Below are 17,902 nucleotides of genomic sequence, written 5' to 3' on the forward strand. Positions count from 1 at the left end.
GCCGACCGCTCATTCCGCTGCCGAGTCCCCCGGCGGTACGGTCTCCAACTCCCTTGTGAAATGGCCCGTGTCCAGGCGCAGCCGCCAGGAGTTCCGGCGGTGGGCGGCCGTGAGCGCGGCCTCGAGCGGTGACGGGGGCACCGCGAGGACGGGGCAGGAGGCGTGCGCCAGGCAGTAGCGGCTGACCGACGGCCACAGTGCGCGGTGCCAGAGGGAGCGGTGCCCGGCACCGATGATCAGCACATCGTCGTCACGGGCCGCGATCTCCACCAGCGCCGGGCCGGGGGCGCCCCGGGCGATGAGCGCCCGCATCGGCAGCCCCGGGCCCTCGGCGCCGAACACGCCGCCGAGCGCCTCGATCAGCCTCTCCCGAGCCAGCCGCTCCCACTCGCCGATCATGACGCACGCGGCCGGGGACCGCCGGGCGGCCAGATCCCCACCGGGCGGTTCCCAGGCCAGCACCGGCCACAGCTCCGCGCCACGGCGCCGGGCTTCGTCGGCGGCCCGGCGCAGGGCGGTGACGCTGTTCAGCGAACCGCTCACGCCGACCACGACACGGGTGGTTGAGTGGGCGTCGTCGGATTCGGACTCGGACATCACACACCGTTCCTCACACGCCGAAGGGGTGGTCCCCGGGTGGCTCCCGCCCGTCGGCGATGCTCGTCGATACCGCGTCCATCTCACGCCCGGGCCGGGGCCGCGGAACAGTCCTCGCGCCCTTTGCTGACACCCTCCTGACGGCCTTCTTCAGGCCTCTGGCCAGCGGTGTCAGCAACGCGTCAGCGTCGTCCCGGTCGCCGTCAGCATCCCGTCAGGAAGGGTCCGGCATGCGGGGTGCCCGGGCATAGCGTCATCGCCGAGCCGCGGTCCGCCCCACCGGATGAGGGGCGCCTCGCACATCCCGGTAGGACCACCCGGCTCAGACCTGAAGATCCACCCGCTCGTCCTTGAAGGACCGCGGATCCTCCGGGAGGCATCCCATGGCAGACAACCAGTACGCCGAAGACCCCGAGCCCTGTGAACGGTTCCCGACCGGGCCTCTGTACGTCCCGGTCCGGTCGGGCTCGTCACGGTGCGTCGCTCGGCTCTTCCGTACCCCCCTCGGCGAACGTACGGCCGTCGGCTTCACCTCTGAGCGCAGACTGACCGCGACGCTCGGGCCGTCCCAGGAGTGGATCAGGCTCGCCGAACCCGCGCTCCGCGCGCTGACCGCCCCGCTCGGGGTCACCACCGTCACGGTCGACCCCCAGTTCACCGCCCCCGCGCCGAGTCGCGGCGAAACCCTGCCCCGCTTCCGGAAGCACTCCGGCGAACGCCGTGAGCGCACGCACGCCTGGGATCCGCAGGCCGTCGGAGTGCTCCGGGTGACCGGCGCCGCGGCCCTCGTCTCGGCGCTGTCGCTCTGGCTCGGCTGAGAGATGAGGACACGATGACCACCGTCCACGAACCCGCGATCACCACGACCGCCCACGAGTTGTCGGTATGGCCGGCCTCGACCACCGAGCCGCACCCCGGTGAACTCGCTGTCGGCGGCGTGCCGCTCGCCGAGATCGCCGAACGCTTCGGCACCCCCGTCTACGTCCTGGACGAGGCGGAGGTGCGCGACCGCTGCCGTACCTACCGGGACGCCTTTCCCGACGCCGAGGTCCTCTACGCGGCCAAGGCGTTCCTGTGCCGCGCCATGGTCCACTGGATGGAGGAGGAGGGCCTGGGCCTCGACGTCTGCTCGGCCGGCGAACTGGAACTCGCGGTCACCACCGGCTTCCCGGCCGGGAAGATCGTGCTCCACGGCAACGCCAAGTCCCCGCGCGACCTCGAGACCGCCCTGCGCCTCGGCGTCGGCCGGATCGTCATCGACAGCCCGTCCGAGATCGCGCGGCTGGCCGCCGCGGTCGGGCCCGAAGGCCACCAGAAGGTCATGGTCCGGGTCGTGCCCGGCATCCACGCGGGCGGCCACGAGAAGATCCGCACCGGCACCGAGGACCAGAAGTTCGGACTGTCGATCTCCGACGGCTACGCCCAGCACGCCATCGCCCGGATCCTGGACCAGCCGCAGCTCGAACTCACCGGTCTGCACTGCCACCTGGGCTCGCAGATCACCAGCGTGAAGCCGTATCTCCAGGCGATCCGCCGACTGGTGGGCCTCATGGCCCGGCTGCACGAGCAGCACGGACTCGTCCTGCCCGAACTCGATCTGGGCGGCGGCCACGGCATCGCCTACCGCCCCGGCGAGCAGGCCATGGACCTGACCACGCTGGCCCGCAAGGTCCGTGCCGAGCTGGCCGAGGCCTGTGCGTCGGCCGGGATCGCGGTGCCCCGCCTGATCATCGAACCGGGACGGGCCATCGCGGGACCCGCGGGTGTCGCCCTGTACCACGTGCTCGCGGTCAAGCGCACCGGCAGCCACACGTTCGTCGCCGTCGACGGCGGGATGAGCGACAACCCGCGGCCCGCCCTGTACGGGGTCCGGTACGAGCCCCGGCTCGTGGGCCGGCGAGGCAGCTCCATCCTGCACCCGGTCACCGTCGTGGGCCGGCACTGCGAGGCCGGTGACGTGCTGGCCACGGATGTGGACCTCCCCGACGACGTCCGCCCGGGTGACCTGCTCGCCGTGCCCGTCGCCGGTGCGTACCACCTGTCCATGGCCTCCGGCTACAACATGGTCGGCCGCCCGCCGGTGACCGCCGTGAAGCAGGGCCACGCCCGGCTCCTGGTCCGGCGCGAGTCCCTGGACGACATCCGCAGGCGCGACGTCGGCCTGTAGGAGCACCCCAAGCCACCTCCGGGCGAGACCTGGCCCGGCCCTCGCCCGGAGGTGAGTCCGCCCCGCGCCGCACGCACGGGAGACCTCAGGCGGCGCCGGGCAGCGCGAACACGGCGCAGGTGGCCGTGGCGTGCGCGTACAGCCTGCCGTCGTCCGCCCCGGTGAGCCGCGCCTCGGCGGTCGCCGTCGTCCGGCCGACATGGACGGCTCGTCCCGTGCACCGCAGGGTCGGGGTCGCGGCCAGCACCGGCCGGACCATGTTCACTCCGAGCTGGACGGTGGTGTAAGCGCGGCCGGCCGGCAGGGCGGTCAGCACGGCGGTACCGAGGGCCGAGTCGAGCAGGGTGGCCATATAGCCGCCGTGGACCGTGCCCATGGGGTTGTAGAGGTGCTCCCCGGGCTCGCCCTCAAAGACGGCCTGTCCCTCTTCGACGGCCACGAGCCGGAATCCGAGCGTCCCGCAGATCGGGGCTTCGGGCAGGTCTCCGGCCAGGCTCATGCGGGCCAGCTCGATGCCTGTCTCGGTGCCGGCGGCCGCGTAGCCCAGCGGGGGCTGCCACGTGTGCGTACGCGAGCGGATCCCGCCGGGTCCAGTGCCGTCGGAAGGTGTGCCGTCGGCCGCGGTGCGGTGGCGGGTGGCGGGCTGCGCCATGTGCTGTCCGTTCTGTGAGGGCCCCGGCTCGGGGTCCGTTGTCGATGTCTGATGTGCGATGTGCTATGCGCGGGCGGCAGTGCGGTCTGCGCGCTGCCGCCCGGCACTTCAGGTCCTGGCGACGACCGGTCGCGGGACTCCCCGGATCAGGGGAGCTTGACCGCGATGAGGTCGACGGGACGGATGTCGGGCGCCTCGCTGAGCATGGTCGGGGCGGCGTCCATCAGTGCGGCGGCGATCGCGCCCCGCAGATGCGCCTGACGCCCCTGCTCGTCGTCGAAGGTGTCGAAGACGCCGAAGGTGGTGTCGCTCTGCCGGAACGCGAACCACGTGACGGTGTGGTCCTCCTCCTGCGCGAGCCGCAGCGCGTCACGCAGCAGCGCCTCGACCTTGTCGGCGTACTCGGGCTTGGCCTCGATCCGAGCGAGCAGTCCGAGCTTCGTCATGGTGCACTCCCGTGGTGTCGTCTTCATGGAGGGTGTGGTGCCGGTACCGGGCACCGTTCTCGTCCGGACATCCCAGAATCTAGGCCGCCCCGGTCCTCCCACCCAGTGTCGGAAACGACGCATCAGATAGCGTTTACGTCATGGACGTGGCTGTGCTCGCCTACGACGGCGTATTCGACTCCGGACTCTCCGCACTGCTCGACGTGCTCGACGCGGCGAACGCCATGCGCGGTGAGCTGCCGGAGCCCCCGCCCGCCTGGACGGTCACCACGATCGGCTTCCGCCGTCGGGTCCGTACGGGGGCGGGGCACGTGGTGGAGACGGCTCCCGTCGCCGCGGCCACGGACGCGGATCTGCTGCTGGTGCCCGCACTGGCCGAACGGCGGCCCGACGCCCTGATCGCCCATGTGTCGGGCCCGGACGCGCTGCCCGTACGGCGCCTGATCGCGGCGGCACGCGAACGCGGCACGCCCCTCGCCTCCGCCTGTACGGGCACCTTCCTGCTGGCCGAGTCGGGAGTCCTCGACGGGCTGCCCGCCACGACGAGTTGGTGGCTGGCACCGTACTTCCGCAAGCGCTACCCGGCCGTGCCGCTCGACGAGAGCCGCATGGTCACCAGCTCCCGCGGGGTGACCACCGCGGGGGCCGCCTTCGGGCATGTCGACCTCGCCCTGGCGATCGTGCGGATGAAGAGCCCGGCCCTCGCCGAGCTGGTCGCCCGCTATCTGGTCGTCGACGAGCGCCCGTCCCAGGCGGCGTACACCATCTCCGCGGCTCTGGCGCAGAGCGACCCGACGCTGGAGGCCTTCGAGCGCTGGGCCCGTGTCCATCTGGACGAGCCGATCTCGATCGCGGACGCGGCGCGGGCGATCGGCGTCAGCGAACGCACGCTCCAGCGGGCCGTGCGCCGCACCCTGGGGACCTCGCCCGTCCGCTTCGTCCAGGACCTGCGCGTCGAACGCGCCTCACATCTCCTGCGGACCACGGGACTGCCCCTCGAGGTCATCGCGCGCAAGGTCGGCTACGAGCACGCCAACACCCTCCGGATCCTGCTGCGCGAACGCACGGGAACGACCGCGGGCTCACTGCGCAGACGATGACCTCGTTCCGGCGGGCCGACGAGGCCGGTCCGGCCCGCCGGCTCAGCTCTCCTGGCCCCCGAAGGCGTCCAGGATGCGTTCGGCGGCCCGTGTGGCCGTCAACTCGCCGTCTCTGACCTGCTGTTCCATGGCGGGGGCCAGGGTGCGGACCGCTGGGTCGGCGTGCAGACGCCCCAGGAGCTCGTCGCGGACCATGGTCCAGGTCCAGTCGACCTGCTGGTCGCGGCGCCGGGCGGCGAGGCGTCCGGTGGAGTCCAGCAGGGTGCGGTGCTGCTCCAGCCGCTCCCAGACGGTGTCCAGGCCCGCCGACTCGCGTGCGCTGCAACTGAGCACGGGCGGCGTCCAGAAGGCGTCCCTGCCGTGCATCAGCCGCAGCGCGCCCGCCAGTTCACGTGCGGCGGCGCGCGCGTCGCGCTCGTGCGGTCCGTCCGCCTTGTTGACGGCGATCACGTCGGCCAGCTCCAGGACGCCCTTCTTGATGCCCTGCAACTGGTCCCCGGTGCGGGCCAGGGTGAGCAGCAGGAAGGAGTCGACCATGTTCGCGACGGCCGTCTCGGACTGGCCGACGCCGACCGTCTCCACCAGGACCACGTCGTAGCCGGCGGCCTCCATCACCACGATCGACTCGCGGGTCGCCTTGGCGACCCCGCCGAGCGTGCCGGCGGTGGGGGAGGGGCGCACAAAGGCCGCCGGGTCGACGGCCAGCCGCTCCATGCGGGTCTTGTCGCCGAGGATCGAGCCGCCGGTCCGGGTGGAGGACGGGTCGACGGCGAGCACGGCCACCCGGTGCCCGAGGCCGGTCAGCATGGTGCCGAAGGCGTCGATGAACGTCGACTTGCCCACCCCCGGCACCCCACTGACACCGATCCGCCGGGCCTTCCCGCTGTGCGGCAGCAACTCGGTCAGCAACTCCTGGGCCAGCGCGCGGTGCTGCGGGCGCGTCGACTCGACGAGGGTGATCGCGCGTGCGATCACCGCCCGTTTGCCGTCGAGGACTCCCTTGACGTACGTGTCGAGGTCGATGGCCATGGACTCATGGCCTCACAGGTCGCCGTGTCCGAGATCGGCTGCCAGCCGCGTCACCAGGTCGTGAGCCGCGTCCGGGATCACCGTGCCGGGACCGAACACCGCCGCCGCGCCCATCTCCCTCAGCGTGGGCACGTCCTGCGGCGGGATCACCCCGCCGACGACGATCATGATGTCGTCGCGGCCCTCCTCGGCGAGCGCCTCGCGCAGCGCCGGTACGAGGGTCAGGTGCCCGGCGGCCAGGGACGACACCCCGACGATGTGCACATCCGCCTCGACCGCCTGCCGGGCCACCTCGGCCGGGGTCTGGAACAGCGGGCCGACGTCCACGTCGAAGCCGAGGTCGGCGAAGCCGGTCGCGATCACCTTCTGCCCGCGGTCGTGGCCGTCCTGGCCCATCTTGGCGACCAGGATGCGCGGCCGGCGGCCCTCGGCCTCCGCGAAGGCGTCCACGAGGGTCCGGGTGCGGTCCACGTTCGGCGACTCACCTGCTTCGTTGCGGTACACGCCGGAGATCGTACGGATCTGGGCCGCGTGCCGCCCGTACACCTTCTCCAGCGCGTACGAGATCTCTCCGACGGTCGCCTTCGCACGGGCCGCGTTCACCGCGAGCTCCAGCAGGTTCCCCTCGCCGCCGGCCGCCCGGGTGAGCGCGTCCAGCGCGTCCTGGCAGGCGGTCTCGTCCCGCTCCTCGCGCAGCCTCCGCAGCTTCTCGATCTGCTGGGCGCGCACCGAGGAGTTGTCGACCTTGAGCACCTCGATCTGCTCGTCGGAGTTCACCAGGTACTTGTTCACACCGATCACCGGCTGCCGCCCGGAGTCGATCCGGGCCTGGGTCCGGGCCGCGGCCTCCTCCACGCGCAGCTTCGGGATACCCGCGTCGATGGCCTGCGCCATGCCGCCCGCCTGCTCCACCTCCTGGATGTGCTGCCAGGCGCGGCGGGCGAGGTCGTAGGTCAGCCGCTCCACGTACGCGCTGCCGCCCCACGGGTCGATCACGCGCGTGGTCCCGGACTCCTGCTGGATCAGCAGCTGGGTGTTGCGGGCGATACGGGCCGAGAAGTCCGTCGGCAGCGCGAGCGCCTCGTCCAGGGCGTTGGTGTGCAGCGACTGGGTGTGGCCCTGGGTGGCCGCCATCGCCTCCACACAGGTGCGGGTGACGTTGTTGAACACGTCCTGCGCGGTCAGTGACCAGCCCGACGTCTGCGAATGGGTGCGCAAGGACAGAGACTTGGTGTTCTTCGGGTCGAACTGTTTGACCAGCTTGGCCCAGAGCAGCCGGGCCGCGCGCAGCTTGGCGACTTCCATGAAGAAGTTCATGCCGATCGCCCAGAAGAAGGAGAGCCTGGGCGCGAAGGCGTCCACGTCCAGGCCCGCGTCCCGGCCGGCCCGGATGTACTCCACACCGTCCGCGAGGGTGTACGCCAGTTCCAGGTCGGCCGTCGCACCCGCCTCCTGGATGTGGTAGCCGGAGATGGAGATGGAGTTGTAGCGGGGCATCCGCTGCGAGGTGAAGGCGAAGATGTCGGAGATGATCCGCATCGACGGCTTCGGCGGATAGATGTAGGTGTTGCGGACCATGAACTCCTTGAGGATGTCGTTCTGGATGGTCCCGGCCAACTTCTCGGGCGGTACGCCCTGTTCCTCCGCCGCCACGATGTACAGCGCGAGCACCGGCAGCACGGCGCCGTTCATCGTCATCGACACGGTCATCTTGTCCAGCGGGATGCCGTCGAACAGCTGCCGCATGTCGTAGATCGAGTCGATCGCCACGCCCGCCATGCCGACGTCACCGGTCACACGCGGGTGGTCGCTGTCGTAGCCGCGGTGCGTGGGCAGGTCGAAGGCGACCGACAGGCCCTTCTGACCGGCCGCCAGATTGCGGCGGTAGAAGGCGTTGGACTCCTCCGCCGTGGAGAAACCCGCGTACTGCCGGATCGTCCAGGGCTGGTTGACGTACATCGTCGGGTACGGGCCGCGAAGGTACGGGGCCATGCCCGGGAAGGTGTCCAGGAAGTCCAGGCCCTCCAGATCCTGCCCGGTGTAGAGCGGCTTGACCGTGATGCCCTCCGGTGTCTCCCACACCAGGTCGTCACCGCCGGCGGCCTTCTTGACGGCGCTGCGCCAGTCGTCGGGGCCCGCGTCGACCGCCGGGGTGCCCAGCTCGATCGCCGAGAAGTCGGGGATGGACATCAGGACACTCCCATGCGGTCGAGCGTGGCGGAGAGCACGGACACGGCGTCACAGCCGGCGAAGACATAGGTATCGACGCCCTCGTACGGTCCCGGGCGGCCCGCGAGGAACACCTGCTCGGCTCCCGCCGCCCGCAGCTCGGCCGCGACGGCCTCGGCCTGCTCCTCGTACAGTGCGTCGCTGGAGCACAGACACGCCTGCCGTGCGCCGCTCTCCTCGAAGGTGCCCTCGGTGACCGGCTCGATGCCGCCCGCCTGGAAGAGGTTGGCGGCGAAGGTGAGCCGCGCGGTGTGCGCGGCGGCCGGGCCGAGCGCGGCCAGATGGATACGGGGCCGGGCGCCCGTCTTCGCGAGATGAGCGTCGGAACGGGCGCGCAGCGCCTCGAACGCCTCGTCACGCCGTACCCGGGGCAGACCACCGGACGGCGGCACCGGCGCGGGGGCGCGGACCACCGGCTTCTCGGCGAGATGCGGGAACTCGCTGACTCCGGTGACCGGTTCCTTGCGCTTCGCGAGCTTCGCGCTGCGCGCCGACCAGGTCCGGGCCAGCCGCTCGCCCAGCATCCCGGAACGAAGGGCCGCCGCCTGGCCGCCCGCACGCTCGATCTCCTGGAAGAACTCCCAGGCAGCGCGGGCGAGTTCGTCCGTCAGCCGCTCCACGTAGTGCGAGCCGCCCGCCGGGTCGATCACCCGCGACAGATGGGACTCCTCGATGAGGATCGTGGAGGTGTTGCGGGCGATACGGCGCGCGAACGCGTCCGGCACGCCCAGCGCTTCGTCGAAGGGCAGCACGGTGACGGCGTCCGCGCCGCCCACTCCGGCGGCCAGCGTGGCGACCGTGGCGCGCAGCATGTTCACCCAGGGGTCCCGGCGCGTCATCATCACCGGCGAGGTCACCGCGTGCTGGACCTGCGCGCCCGCCCGCGACGCGCCGCAGACCTCGGCCACGCGCGCCCAAAGACGGCGCGCCGCACGCAGCTTGGCGACGGTCAGGAACTGGTCGGCCGTCGCGGCGTAACGGAACTCCAGCTGCGCGCAGGCCTGTTCGACGCTCAGTCCGGCGTCCGTCAGCGCACGCAGATACGCGACACCCGTCGCCAGGGAGGAGCCGAGCTCCTGCGCCGCCGAGCCGCCGGCCTCGTGGTACGGCAGCGCGTCCACGGTGAACGCCCGCACGCCCGGGTGGCGATCGGCGCACTCGCGGGCCAGCTCGGTCAGCGGCGCGATGTCGTACGAGTCTCCGGTACGCGCCTCGTGGCCCAGTGGATCGGCGCCCAGGTTACCCCGTGCCGCGTCGGCGGCGACGCCCCGCTCCTCGTACAGGCGCAGCAGCCGCCGAGCGGCCTGCCCGGTCTCGGCACCGGCGTCCAGGACGACCGGGGCCAGATCCAGGAAGACCCCTTCGAGGGCGCTGCCGAGCTCCGCGACCGTGATGCCGGCGCTCTCGCCGACGACCAGCCACAGGGAGGTGGTGCCGTTCTCGAGATCGGCGAGGACCGCGCTCGAGTCCGCGACCGCGTGCCGCTGGCGTACGTCCCAGCCGCCGGCCGTGTTGCCCTCGGCGCGCGCGCCGCGCACGAACGGCGGGAAGCCGGGCAGGCCCGGATCGGGCGCGGAGTCGCGCACGGTGTACAAGGGCTGGATGCTCAGCCCGTCCTCCAGCGTGGTGGACAGGGCGTGCTCCGCCTCGGTACCCGCGACCTCCTTGCCCGACTTGCGCAGGACACCCGCCACCAGGTGCTGCCACTGCTCGCGCGTCGCGTCAGGGAACTCGGCGGCCAGGGAGAGCCCGTCGTCAGGCAAGACCGTCATGCTCGGATGTTAGGTCAGGCAGGCAGACGAGCAGCAGAGGGCACGGTTGTGACCTTGTTCTCGTTGGGCGGGCGAGGGGGCTCCCGTCCGGCGCCCGATGGGGTTCTTGTCCGGTGTGTACGGGTGTTTCCCGCCGTACGTGTGACGTGGTTCTCGTGCGAGGACAGACGCCGCAAACGACTCTCCCGCGCCCATGTGGTGCAGGTGGGGTGCGGGCGTTCGCCACCCGCACCCCATCCCGGCTAACGGAGATCGACCACCGTGCGCAGTTTGCCGCTGGTCGCGGTGCGTTCGAACGTCTCCCTCCGCACGGTCTCCACCGCGAACGCGAGCAGGCCCTCCGCCTCGGCCGAGGCCAGCTCCGCCACCTCGGCGGCGAGGGCGTCCCGCGCGGCGGCGGGGTCGCACGCGTAGTCCTCGTCGAGGCGGACCGTCAGCAGCTCCCGGCCGGAGCCGGGGGCGACCAGCAACTGCATCTCGCCGTGGTAGCCCAGCCGCTCCTGCGCCGCTCCCAGGATGCGCCGGTAGTTGAAGAAGTACGTGCCGACCCGCACGACGTCGCCGTAGCGCCCGAGCAGTTCCAGACGCGGAACGTGGCTGCCGCAGGGGCACGCGCCCTCGACCGCGCGTCCGAGGTCCCCGATCTCGTAGCGGTCCAGCCGCTGCCCGGCACGCGCCCGCGAGGTGAACACCAGCCGCCCCGGCTCGCCCGTGGGCACGGGCCGGTCCGTGTGCGGGTCGAGGATCTCCAGCGTGTGCAGATCGGTCAGCACATGGTGGACCGATCCGCCCGATTCCGCGCACTGGTAGCCCAGCGGCCCCAGATCGGTGCTGCCGTACGCGGCCGAACGGATCACCTCGACGCCGAACTCCTCGGTCAGCACCCGGCGTTGCTCCGCGGTGAAGTGCTCGCCGCCGTAGAACACGGTGCGGATGCCGCCGTAGGCACGGAGCCGGTCCGCCTCGGCGTGAAACAGCTGCCACAGATAGGAGGGCATGCCGAAGAGGGTGTCCGCCCGATGGGCGACCAGCGCCTCGGCGACCACGGCGTGATCGGGTCCCGCGGCCATCGGGATCTGGGTGGCGTTCAGCCGTTCGAGGATGGAGAAGAAGCTGATGAAGCTTCCGTACATCCCGCCGCAGTAGAAAAGGTTGGCCGCCCGGTCGCGGGCCGGGTCGAACCCCGCCGCGAGCAGCCCGTCCGCCGCGGCGCGCATCTGGTTGTCGTAGTCCGCGCAGGTGAACACCGACAGCGCCGGCGCGCCCGTGGAGCCGCCGCTGCGGAAGTACAGATGCGCGTGCTCCGGGGCCAGGGACGTCAGCGCGCGCTGCACGTCCTCCTTGCCCAGCAGCGGCCCGGCGGGCGCCGGTGGCAGCACCGGCGCCGCCACCAGGTCGTCCAGGCAGGCCACCGTGCGGAACGCCGCGTCGGACGCGCGGACGCTCACGCGCCGGCTGTACCGCTGCAACGCGTAGACCCCGTCGTGCGGTTCGCCCTCGTAGCCCTCCAGCATGGAGCCGACCGGAGTGACCCGGGTGACGCCCGCCGCGAACGCCGCCCGCGCCAGCTGGGCCACGTCCGCCCGGCCGCCGCCGATCGCCATGGTCTGCAGATAGCGGCGCATCGGCCGCAGCGTGGCGGTGACCGCGTGCCGCGGCAGCGGCTTCACCCGGATACTGCGGTGCAGCGGGGACGCGTCGAGCGCCGGACGAGTGTCGGCCAGTACCCGCCAGGAGCCGTCAGCGGCGGCGATCACCCGGGTCAGACCGAGGTGCCGTTCCAGCCGGGCGAGCTGTTCCACGGTGGTGATCTCGGCCTGCTCGGCCGTGCTCGGCCGCGGCGCCGGCCGCGTGGCGGAGATCTTGGCGAGGTGCTCGGCGAACTGTTCGGCGAACGCCCAGACCTCCTCGGCGTCCTCGGTGTCCAGGTAGACCACCTGCGGACTGGAGCACGCCTGCTGGTCGAAGCGGCAGACGTCCTCCGCGAGCGCGTCGAGGGTGCCGGTGTCGGCCGCCGCCTCGCGGGTCAGATAGGCGAAGGAGATCCGATGGCCCCACTCGACGATCCGGCAGCCGGGCGGTGCCAGGTCGCTGACCGCCGCTACGGCGTGCTCGCCACCCCACACTGCGATCGCGTCCGCCTGCCCGCACAGCGTGCGCAGCCATTCCCGGCGCGAGGACGGGAAACGCAGGGCCACGACGCGTTCGGCGATCAGTCCGGTCGCGTCGGCGGCGCCGAGCGCGGCGAGCAGATCGAGGGCGAGCGCGGTGTCCGCGCTGCTGGTCTTGAGCACGTTGAGGTTCCCGGCCAGCAGTCCCTCGACGACGCTCAGCGGCGCCACGGTGGCGGCGTTTCCGGGGGCGATGTGCACCAGCAGGCCGACGGGTGCCCAGGACTCGTACACCGTCTCGCGGGCGTCGGGCCGCGTCAGCCGCTCCGGCCGGGGCCCGCCCAGCTCCCGGCGGAGCTTGCGGTCCAGGGCGTTCCGGGTCAGCGCCGAGGCCAGCTCGGCGAGCGCGGCGCCGGCCTCGTCGGCGGGCAGGTGCGCGGCCAGCCTGGTGTGCAGGGCGGAGGCGGGATCGGCCAGTTCGGAACTCACCGCGGCGCAGGCGCCGAGCACCACATCGGTGGGCAGCGCTCGCGCCAGGACCCGGCCGGTCAGCTCGGGCAGTGCGGCGAGCCGGCGGGCGGCCTCGGCGTCGTCGACGAACTCGCCCTGCCAGAGGTGGAGTGCGGAAGCGGTCACGACGTTCCCTTCAGGAGTTCGGCTGCCGCGACCGCGCAACTGCGGTTGCGGCTCACCCCGGCACGGCCGTGCACGGTGAACCAGTCGGTGGACAGCGGACAGCCGCACTCCGCACCGGGGTGCAGCGACGCCAGGTCGCCCATCACGACGCTGTGCGCCGGTACGGCGGTGATGTACGGGCTGACCAGGTGCAGAAAGCCGCGCTCCCCGTACGGCAGCGGGCGCAGCTTCGCCGGGTCGCGTACGGCGGCCCGCGACCACACGGGCACATGCAGCCGGTGCCGGGCGCACTCGATGTACGGCACGCAGTGCTCGACGGACCCGAACGTGTCGCGGACCCGGTCGTCCGGCACACCGAGCCGCTCGGAGATCTCGGCGTAGAACTCCTCCTTGCCGATCCGCCGGTCGGCGTGGCCCTTCCAGCCGCCGCCCAGCACCACCAGCGACCCCTCGGGCAGCCGCAGCGGCGGCAGTCCCATGGCGCTCATCCGCTCCAGGGTGAAGTGCAGGAAGGCGGGGAAGCCCAGGATGCGCACCGGCACGTCGTCCTCGGCGTACCGCTGGAGCGCCGCGATACAGCCGTGCACATCGAACTCGTGGCCGGAACCGGTGTGCCGCAGCGCGTGCGTGGTGTGCCGGGCCGGGGCGAAGTCGCACAGATAGTTGTCGGTGAACGAGGTGCCCAGTTTCAGCGACGGCGCGGGCTCGTAGCTGTAGAGGAGGTAGTTGACCGGCTGATCGGGGGTGATCCAGCCGTAGTGGTCGAAGATCCGGGCCACCATGCGCTGCGCCGAGCGGATGGTCCACTCGTCGAAGAACATCTGCGACTTCTGGCCCGTGGTGCCCGAGGAGGTCAGATGCAGGAAGACCTCCTCGCGCGGGATCGACAGCACCTCGTGGCGCTTGAAGAACGCGGCCGGCACCAGCGGGGTGCGCACCCCCTCGCCCACGGTCGGCGCGGGGACCTCCGGCGGGTCCTGGAGCAGGGAGCCGAAGAACGGGGAGCGCCGCGCGTGCCAGTCGTTGGCCTCGGCCATGGCGGCGGCGAACAGCGCGTCGGCCTCGGGGCCCGTGTCGTACGGCGACGCGAGGTCGCACAACCGCTGCACATGGCCGAGTGCCGCCGGGTCGGGGACCTCGACGGGAGCGAGATGGGGGTTCATCGGGACACCTCGTGAAGGGGCAGATAAGTGGCGGTCCAGGCGCTCAGATAGGCGCTCAGATAGGGCTGGAGCAGCGCGCTGACCGCTGTCGTCCTGAAGTCGATCTGACGGCTGGTCCGGGACAGCACGACGTAGTCGTGGAAGTGGTCGTCCATACGGCGCATCGCCGGGTACACCGCGCTCGGCACGAATCCCGAGGCGAGGAAGACCTCCAGCGCCTCGGTGTCGGCGAGCGGCAGCAGCGTCTCGGCGTAGTCCGCGCCGGCCCGGGTGACCACGGAGATCAGTGCCTCCAAGGCGCCGGTCACGGCCGCGGGACGCGGATGCACCGCGATCAGGGCGCAACTGCCCGCGACCGGGTCCAGATCGGCGTACGCCTCGAAGCTGCCGTCGGCCGCGACCAGCATCGCGTTCGGCGTGTGCAGGGGGAAGAAGCGGTCGCTCGCGTCGGGGAAACGGTCCAGGAAGCGACGGCGGACGAAGGCCGAGGCGGCGATCAGCTCGATCGGCTCGGCGCCGGTGACGGCGGGACGCGCGGGGCGGGTGGCGATGTGCCGCGTCCCCGCGTAGTCGACGCCGATGCCCGAGGACGCCGCGGTCAGCAGCGCCGCGAGGCGTTCCGGTACGCGCTCCACGGGGGCGCGGCGCTCCAGCACGCCGTCGGCGTAGCGGGCGAACAGGGCCAGGCTCTCGCAGCCGTCGACCTCGACCGCGTTGGGCATCAGGCCGAGCGGCCGGAAGCCGTTGCGCACGACGACATGCTGGGGGCCCTCGGTGACGACGCGGACGGTGGCGTACACCGAGTCGAGGCGGCCGGTGCCGAACGCCTCGTCGCACACCGCACCGCTCAGCACGGAGGCCAGGCCCCCGCCCCGGTGTCCGGGGTGCACGGCGAGGCCGACGAGCTTGCCGATGCGGCTGCCCGGGTCGGTCTGCACGACGGCGGAGCCCACCAGGGCGCTCCGCTCCGTGCGGGCGGTGAGCCAGTGCGCGGTGCCGTCCACGATCAGCCGGTGCATGACGGCCGGGTCGCTGCCGAGCGGCACCGGGTAGCCGTGTCCGTACACGTCGAAATACAACTGCCGCAGTTCCGCGATGTCCTGGACCGCGGCGGGAGCGAGAACGACGCTCATGACGCGTCTCCCGTCAGCGCGGCCCGCTGCCCGGCCGGGGCCGACGGCGCATCCTCCGGGACGTCCGCGCGGCCGCCCAGCCACCACAGCGCCACGGCGACCGGGACGAGACCGGCCCCCTGCACCAGGCACAGGGCGCGTGCGGTCAGCTGGTCGCCGAGCGCGCCGAAGACGAGCGAGGAGACGGGGAACGTGGCGCCCAGCAGCGCCTGCATCGCCGTGAAGAAGCCCGCTTTGTCGTCGGCGGGCACCAGCCGCTGGAACAGCGCGACGAAGCGCACGCCGATCACTCCCACGCACCAGCCGGCGCCGACCATCGAGCCGGCCGCCACCGCGTGCCCCGTGAGCAGACCCGGCAGGCCGAGGCAGGCGGCCATCACGGCCAGGCAGATGCTGCCCAGGGCGACCGGGCGCCCCGGAAGACGCCCGCCGGTGAACGACCCGACGAGCGTGCCCGCGCCCAGCGCCACCTCCAGCGAGGCGACGGTCGAGCCGGTGGAGTGCAGCACCCCCCGGGTGTACAGCGGCATCACGACGTAGACGGCCGTGGTGAAGACGTTGGCCGCGGCGAAGCAGACCAGCACCCGGCGGACGAACGGCAGTCCGGCCAGGATGCGGCGCAGCGTGCGCCGCTCGGGTGCGGCCCCGCTCGCGGCCCCCTGCGGGGCGGTGGCGTGCGGGAACCGGACGGAGCCGATCAGCAGGGCCGCCGTCAGATACGCGCCCGCACACCCGGCGACGACGTCCGCGAGGCCGCCCGCGTCGACCACCACAGGGCCGAGGAGACCTCCGGCGAGCCCGGCCAGCGACTGGGTGGACAGCTCGAACCCGGTGGCCGCCTCGATGTCCGCGTCCTCGACCAGCTCGGGCACCGCGGTCGTCAGACACGGATCGAAGACCGCCTGGCAGGTCGCCAGCGCCAGTCCGGCCGCGTAGACGGCGGCCACGGGCAGCGTCCCGGCGTACGCCCAGACCGCCGCGGCCGTGGCGAGGACGCCCGCCGCCCCCGCCGCCACGGCGAGCACCGTGTGGCGGGCGTGCCGCGCGATGACGCGGGCCACCACCGGGGCGAGCACGACCGCGGGCAGGGTGCTCACCATGAGGAACAGACCCGAGTCGAGGCCGCGGTGGTCGCCGCCGGCGAAACCCACCAGCCACCAGACCGCACCGACCTGGAACATCCTGCTCGCCATCTGGGTGAGCAGCTGACCGGCCCAGACCGTGCCGAACGACCGGTTGCGCAGTACGACGGGCAGTCGGCGCCCACCGGCTACGGATGTGCTCATGACTGCGGCCGTTCGTCGACCACCCGGATCAGCTTTCCGGAGCGGGCGTTGACCGCCAGATCCCGGTGCCGGACCCACTCGACGGTGAGCGGGTCGACATGCCCGGCGTCGGTTGCGCTCGTGTAGGCCGGACGCTGCTCCAGGACCGCCTTGACGACGGTCTCGCCCAAGGCGGTGTGCAGGTCGCCGGGTTCGCCCGTCGCCAGTCGCAGCACCAGGCCGTCCCGGCCGTGCCGGCGGCGCACCACGAGTTGCAGCCCGGTCACCTCGCCGGCCGCGTCGGCAGCCGTGACGATGTCGTGCACGTCCTGCGTGTACAGCGAGACGGGTCCGACCCGCACGCCCTCCTCGGCGCGGCCGAGGATGCGGAAGACACCCGCGTCCCGTGCCACCCATGCGGCCCGGTCACCCGCCGGGTACCGCAGAATCGGCATCAGCCGGCGGCGCAGGTCGGTGACGACCAGCCGGCCGGGCATGCCCTCCTCCTCGATCGGCAGGCCGGTCTCGTCGTCGAGTATCTCGACCACCGTGTACGGAGTGAACGCGCGGTGCACCCGCGGATCGTCGCCGGGCACCGCCTCGCCGAGCAGTCCCGCGTCCACGCTCGCGTATCCCAGGGAACGCGCCTGAGCGTGCGGAAACGCCGCCTTCAGCAGGGGGAGTTGATCGCCGAACAGGCACTCCCCGCCGAAAAGAAGCAGCTCCACGTCCGGCAGGGTGCGACCGGCCGAGGTGAGGCGCTCGGCGAGTGAACACAGCGTGGTCGGTGTTCCGGCGACGACCTGTACGCGGAAATCGTCCAGGGTGGCCGCGGTGGATTCCCAGGGTGTCGCGCCGCCGATGGGCAGTCGCACATTGGCCACCGGGGAACGGTGCAGTGAGTCGAGAACGAAGCTGAAACTGGCGTACAGATCACCCGCGTAGAACAGGTCGGCCACCCGGTGACCGGGCCGCAGCCCGGCTGCGACGAGGCCGGCGCCGAATGCCGTGGTGAACTCGCGCCATTCCGTGCGGGTGTAGCAGGAGAACTTCGGGGACCCTGTCGTGCCGCCGCTGCGGAAGACGACCGCCTCGTCCAGGGGCGCGGTGAGCAGTCTGTTGTCGCGCGGCGAGTTGGCCCGCCAGAATTCCTCCTGGGGCACCACCGGGAGATCCGTGAGATGGGCCACGTGATCGGGAAGATGAGCGTAGAGATCCCGATAGAAAGGCGAGTTGCGGCGCGCGAAGCGTATCAGCTCCATGAATGGTTGAACTGGCATCAATTCCTGCTCGAAGGCATGCTCGGTGAACCGTCGGCAAAGGGAAGGGCCGACGGCAGCGCGATGGATGGTGTTCGCCATGAAACGGCGCAGCGACGTGCGTCACTGACGATGTGCTGGATTGGCACACCCGGAAAAGCCGGGGCGCCCACATCCGAAGGGTATCTCATCATTCGGAATGCTCTTGCGCCAACTGGCCGCGTGTGTATCGAACTTCGGCCAGGCGTGGACGAGCGGTGACGGTATGCGGTTCCCGCGCCTTCAGGAGACGGTCGTCACAAAGAGCACTGGTTTCATAAGCAATTGTTGAGGCTTCCTCAAG

The 17,902-nt window shown here is 71.9% G+C and carries 15 protein-coding genes; 4 read left to right on the forward strand and 11 right to left on the reverse strand.

Going from position 1 to position 17,902, the window contains the following annotated elements; genetic code table 11:
* Positions 1 to 9: 9 nt before the first annotated feature.
* Complete coding sequence (locus ACFYX0_RS26215) at positions 10 to 597, reverse strand: universal stress protein (protein ID WP_388973577.1); 588 nt, start codon at positions 595 to 597, stop codon at positions 10 to 12.
* A 383-nt stretch (positions 598 to 980) separates the two neighbouring features.
* Here ACFYX0_RS26215 and ACFYX0_RS26220 point away from each other — a divergent pair, with 383 nt between their 5' ends.
* Positions 981 to 1,415, forward strand: a complete 435-nt coding sequence (locus ACFYX0_RS26220) for an SAV_915 family protein (RefSeq protein WP_388973579.1) — start codon at positions 981 to 983, stop codon at positions 1,413 to 1,415.
* Between the two features lie 14 nt (positions 1,416 to 1,429).
* Positions 1,430 to 2,764 carry a diaminopimelate decarboxylase gene (gene lysA / locus ACFYX0_RS26225; protein WP_388973581.1) on the forward strand — a complete coding sequence of 445 codons (1,335 nt, stop codon included), beginning with the start codon at positions 1,430 to 1,432 and terminating at the stop codon, positions 2,762 to 2,764.
* Between the two features lie 85 nt (positions 2,765 to 2,849).
* On the opposite strand, the gene ACFYX0_RS26230 is transcribed toward lysA, so the two are convergent.
* The gene (locus tag ACFYX0_RS26230) at positions 2,850 to 3,416 is read right to left on the reverse strand and encodes a PaaI family thioesterase (protein ID WP_388973583.1); all 567 of its coding nucleotides are present in this window, start codon (positions 3,414 to 3,416) and stop codon (positions 2,850 to 2,852) included.
* A gap of 146 nt (positions 3,417 to 3,562) precedes the next feature.
* The gene (locus ACFYX0_RS26235; RefSeq protein WP_355916472.1) at positions 3,563 to 3,862 is read right to left on the reverse strand and encodes an antibiotic biosynthesis monooxygenase; all 300 of its coding nucleotides are present in this window, start codon (positions 3,860 to 3,862) and stop codon (positions 3,563 to 3,565) included.
* A 140-nt stretch (positions 3,863 to 4,002) separates the two neighbouring features.
* On the opposite strand from ACFYX0_RS26235, the gene ACFYX0_RS26240 reads away from it, so the two are divergent.
* Complete coding sequence (locus tag ACFYX0_RS26240) at positions 4,003 to 4,962, forward strand: GlxA family transcriptional regulator (RefSeq protein WP_388973585.1); 960 nt, start codon at positions 4,003 to 4,005, stop codon at positions 4,960 to 4,962.
* Positions 4,963 to 5,004: 42 nt separating this feature from the next.
* On the opposite strand, the gene meaB is transcribed toward ACFYX0_RS26240, so the two are convergent.
* The 8 genes from meaB to ACFYX0_RS26280 all read right to left on the reverse strand — a co-directional run bounded on the left by meaB (position 5,005) and on the right by ACFYX0_RS26280 (position 17,580).
* Positions 5,005 to 5,991, reverse strand: coding sequence for a methylmalonyl Co-A mutase-associated GTPase MeaB (meaB, locus tag ACFYX0_RS26245; RefSeq protein ID WP_388973587.1), 987 nt, complete (start codon positions 5,989 to 5,991; stop codon positions 5,005 to 5,007).
* 12 nt (positions 5,992 to 6,003) lie between these two features.
* Positions 6,004 to 8,181, reverse strand: a complete 2,178-nt coding sequence (gene scpA, locus ACFYX0_RS26250; protein ID WP_388973589.1) for a methylmalonyl-CoA mutase — start codon at positions 8,179 to 8,181, stop codon at positions 6,004 to 6,006.
* The gene (locus tag ACFYX0_RS26255) at positions 8,181 to 9,992 is read right to left on the reverse strand and encodes a methylmalonyl-CoA mutase family protein (protein WP_388973592.1); all 1,812 of its coding nucleotides are present in this window, start codon (positions 9,990 to 9,992) and stop codon (positions 8,181 to 8,183) included. The genes scpA and ACFYX0_RS26255 overlap by 1 nt, the downstream gene beginning before the upstream one ends.
* A 242-nt stretch (positions 9,993 to 10,234) precedes the next feature.
* Positions 10,235 to 12,739 (reverse strand): acyl-CoA reductase, encoded by a 2,505-nt coding sequence (locus ACFYX0_RS26260; RefSeq protein ID WP_388973594.1) that lies wholly within the window; start codon positions 12,737 to 12,739, stop codon positions 10,235 to 10,237.
* On the reverse strand, positions 12,736 to 13,902 hold the full coding sequence (locus ACFYX0_RS26265) for an acyl-protein synthase (protein WP_388973596.1): 1,167 nt from the start codon (positions 13,900 to 13,902) through the stop codon (positions 12,736 to 12,738). Before ACFYX0_RS26265 ends, ACFYX0_RS26260 begins: the two co-directional genes overlap by 4 nt.
* Positions 13,899 to 15,035: a GNAT family N-acetyltransferase gene (locus tag ACFYX0_RS26270; protein WP_388973598.1), complete on the reverse strand. Its 1,137-nt coding sequence runs from the start codon at positions 15,033 to 15,035 to the stop codon at positions 13,899 to 13,901. Before ACFYX0_RS26270 ends, ACFYX0_RS26265 begins: the two co-directional genes overlap by 4 nt.
* Positions 15,032 to 16,321, reverse strand: a complete 1,290-nt coding sequence (locus ACFYX0_RS26275; protein ID WP_388973600.1) for an MFS transporter — start codon at positions 16,319 to 16,321, stop codon at positions 15,032 to 15,034. Before ACFYX0_RS26275 ends, ACFYX0_RS26270 begins: the two co-directional genes overlap by 4 nt.
* Positions 16,318 to 17,580 carry a phenylacetate--CoA ligase family protein gene (locus ACFYX0_RS26280; protein ID WP_388973602.1) on the reverse strand — a complete coding sequence of 421 codons (1,263 nt, stop codon included), beginning with the start codon at positions 17,578 to 17,580 and terminating at the stop codon, positions 16,318 to 16,320. The genes ACFYX0_RS26275 and ACFYX0_RS26280 overlap by 4 nt, the downstream gene beginning before the upstream one ends.
* Between ACFYX0_RS26280 and ACFYX0_RS26285 the strand changes: the two genes are divergently transcribed.
* Complete coding sequence (locus ACFYX0_RS26285; protein WP_388973670.1) at positions 17,482 to 17,820, forward strand: hypothetical protein; 339 nt, start codon at positions 17,482 to 17,484, stop codon at positions 17,818 to 17,820. The two genes, ACFYX0_RS26280 and ACFYX0_RS26285, sit on opposite strands and share 99 nt — an antisense overlap.
* Positions 17,821 to 17,902: the final 82 nt, after the last annotated feature.

The organism is Streptomyces sp. NPDC002573 (assembly GCF_042889625.1).
Lineage (GTDB): Bacteria > Actinomycetota > Actinomycetes > Streptomycetales > Streptomycetaceae > Streptomyces > Streptomyces gibsoniae.

Bases quoted from the DNA above. Each gene is read 5' to 3' on its own strand.
- ACFYX0_RS26215 (WP_388973577.1), bottom strand. From the start codon at position 597: ATGTCCGAGTCCGAATCCGACGACGCCCACTCAACCACCCGTGTCGTG.
- ACFYX0_RS26220 (WP_388973579.1), top strand. From the start codon at position 981: ATGGCAGACAACCAGTACGCCGAAGACCCCGAGCCCTGTGAACGGTTC.
- lysA (WP_388973581.1), top strand. From the start codon at position 1,430: ATGACCACCGTCCACGAACCCGCGATCACCACGACCGCCCACGAGTTG.
- ACFYX0_RS26230 (WP_388973583.1), bottom strand. From the start codon at position 3,416: ATGGCGCAGCCCGCCACCCGCCACCGCACCGCGGCCGACGGCACACCT.
- ACFYX0_RS26235 (WP_355916472.1), bottom strand. From the start codon at position 3,862: ATGACGAAGCTCGGACTGCTCGCTCGGATCGAGGCCAAGCCCGAGTAC.
- ACFYX0_RS26240 (WP_388973585.1), top strand. From the start codon at position 4,003: ATGGACGTGGCTGTGCTCGCCTACGACGGCGTATTCGACTCCGGACTC.
- meaB (WP_388973587.1), bottom strand. From the start codon at position 5,991: ATGGCCATCGACCTCGACACGTACGTCAAGGGAGTCCTCGACGGCAAA.
- scpA (WP_388973589.1), bottom strand. From the start codon at position 8,181: ATGTCCATCCCCGACTTCTCGGCGATCGAGCTGGGCACCCCGGCGGTC.
- ACFYX0_RS26255 (WP_388973592.1), bottom strand. From the start codon at position 9,992: ATGACGGTCTTGCCTGACGACGGGCTCTCCCTGGCCGCCGAGTTCCCT.
- ACFYX0_RS26265 (WP_388973596.1), bottom strand. From the start codon at position 13,902: ATGAACCCCCATCTCGCTCCCGTCGAGGTCCCCGACCCGGCGGCACTC.
- ACFYX0_RS26270 (WP_388973598.1), bottom strand. From the start codon at position 15,035: ATGAGCGTCGTTCTCGCTCCCGCCGCGGTCCAGGACATCGCGGAACTG.
- ACFYX0_RS26275 (WP_388973600.1), bottom strand. From the start codon at position 16,321: ATGAGCACATCCGTAGCCGGTGGGCGCCGACTGCCCGTCGTACTGCGC.
- ACFYX0_RS26285 (WP_388973670.1), top strand. From the start codon at position 17,482: ATGGGCCACGTGATCGGGAAGATGAGCGTAGAGATCCCGATAGAAAGG.
- ACFYX0_RS26280 (WP_388973602.1), bottom strand. From the start codon at position 17,580: ATGCCAGTTCAACCATTCATGGAGCTGATACGCTTCGCGCGCCGCAAC.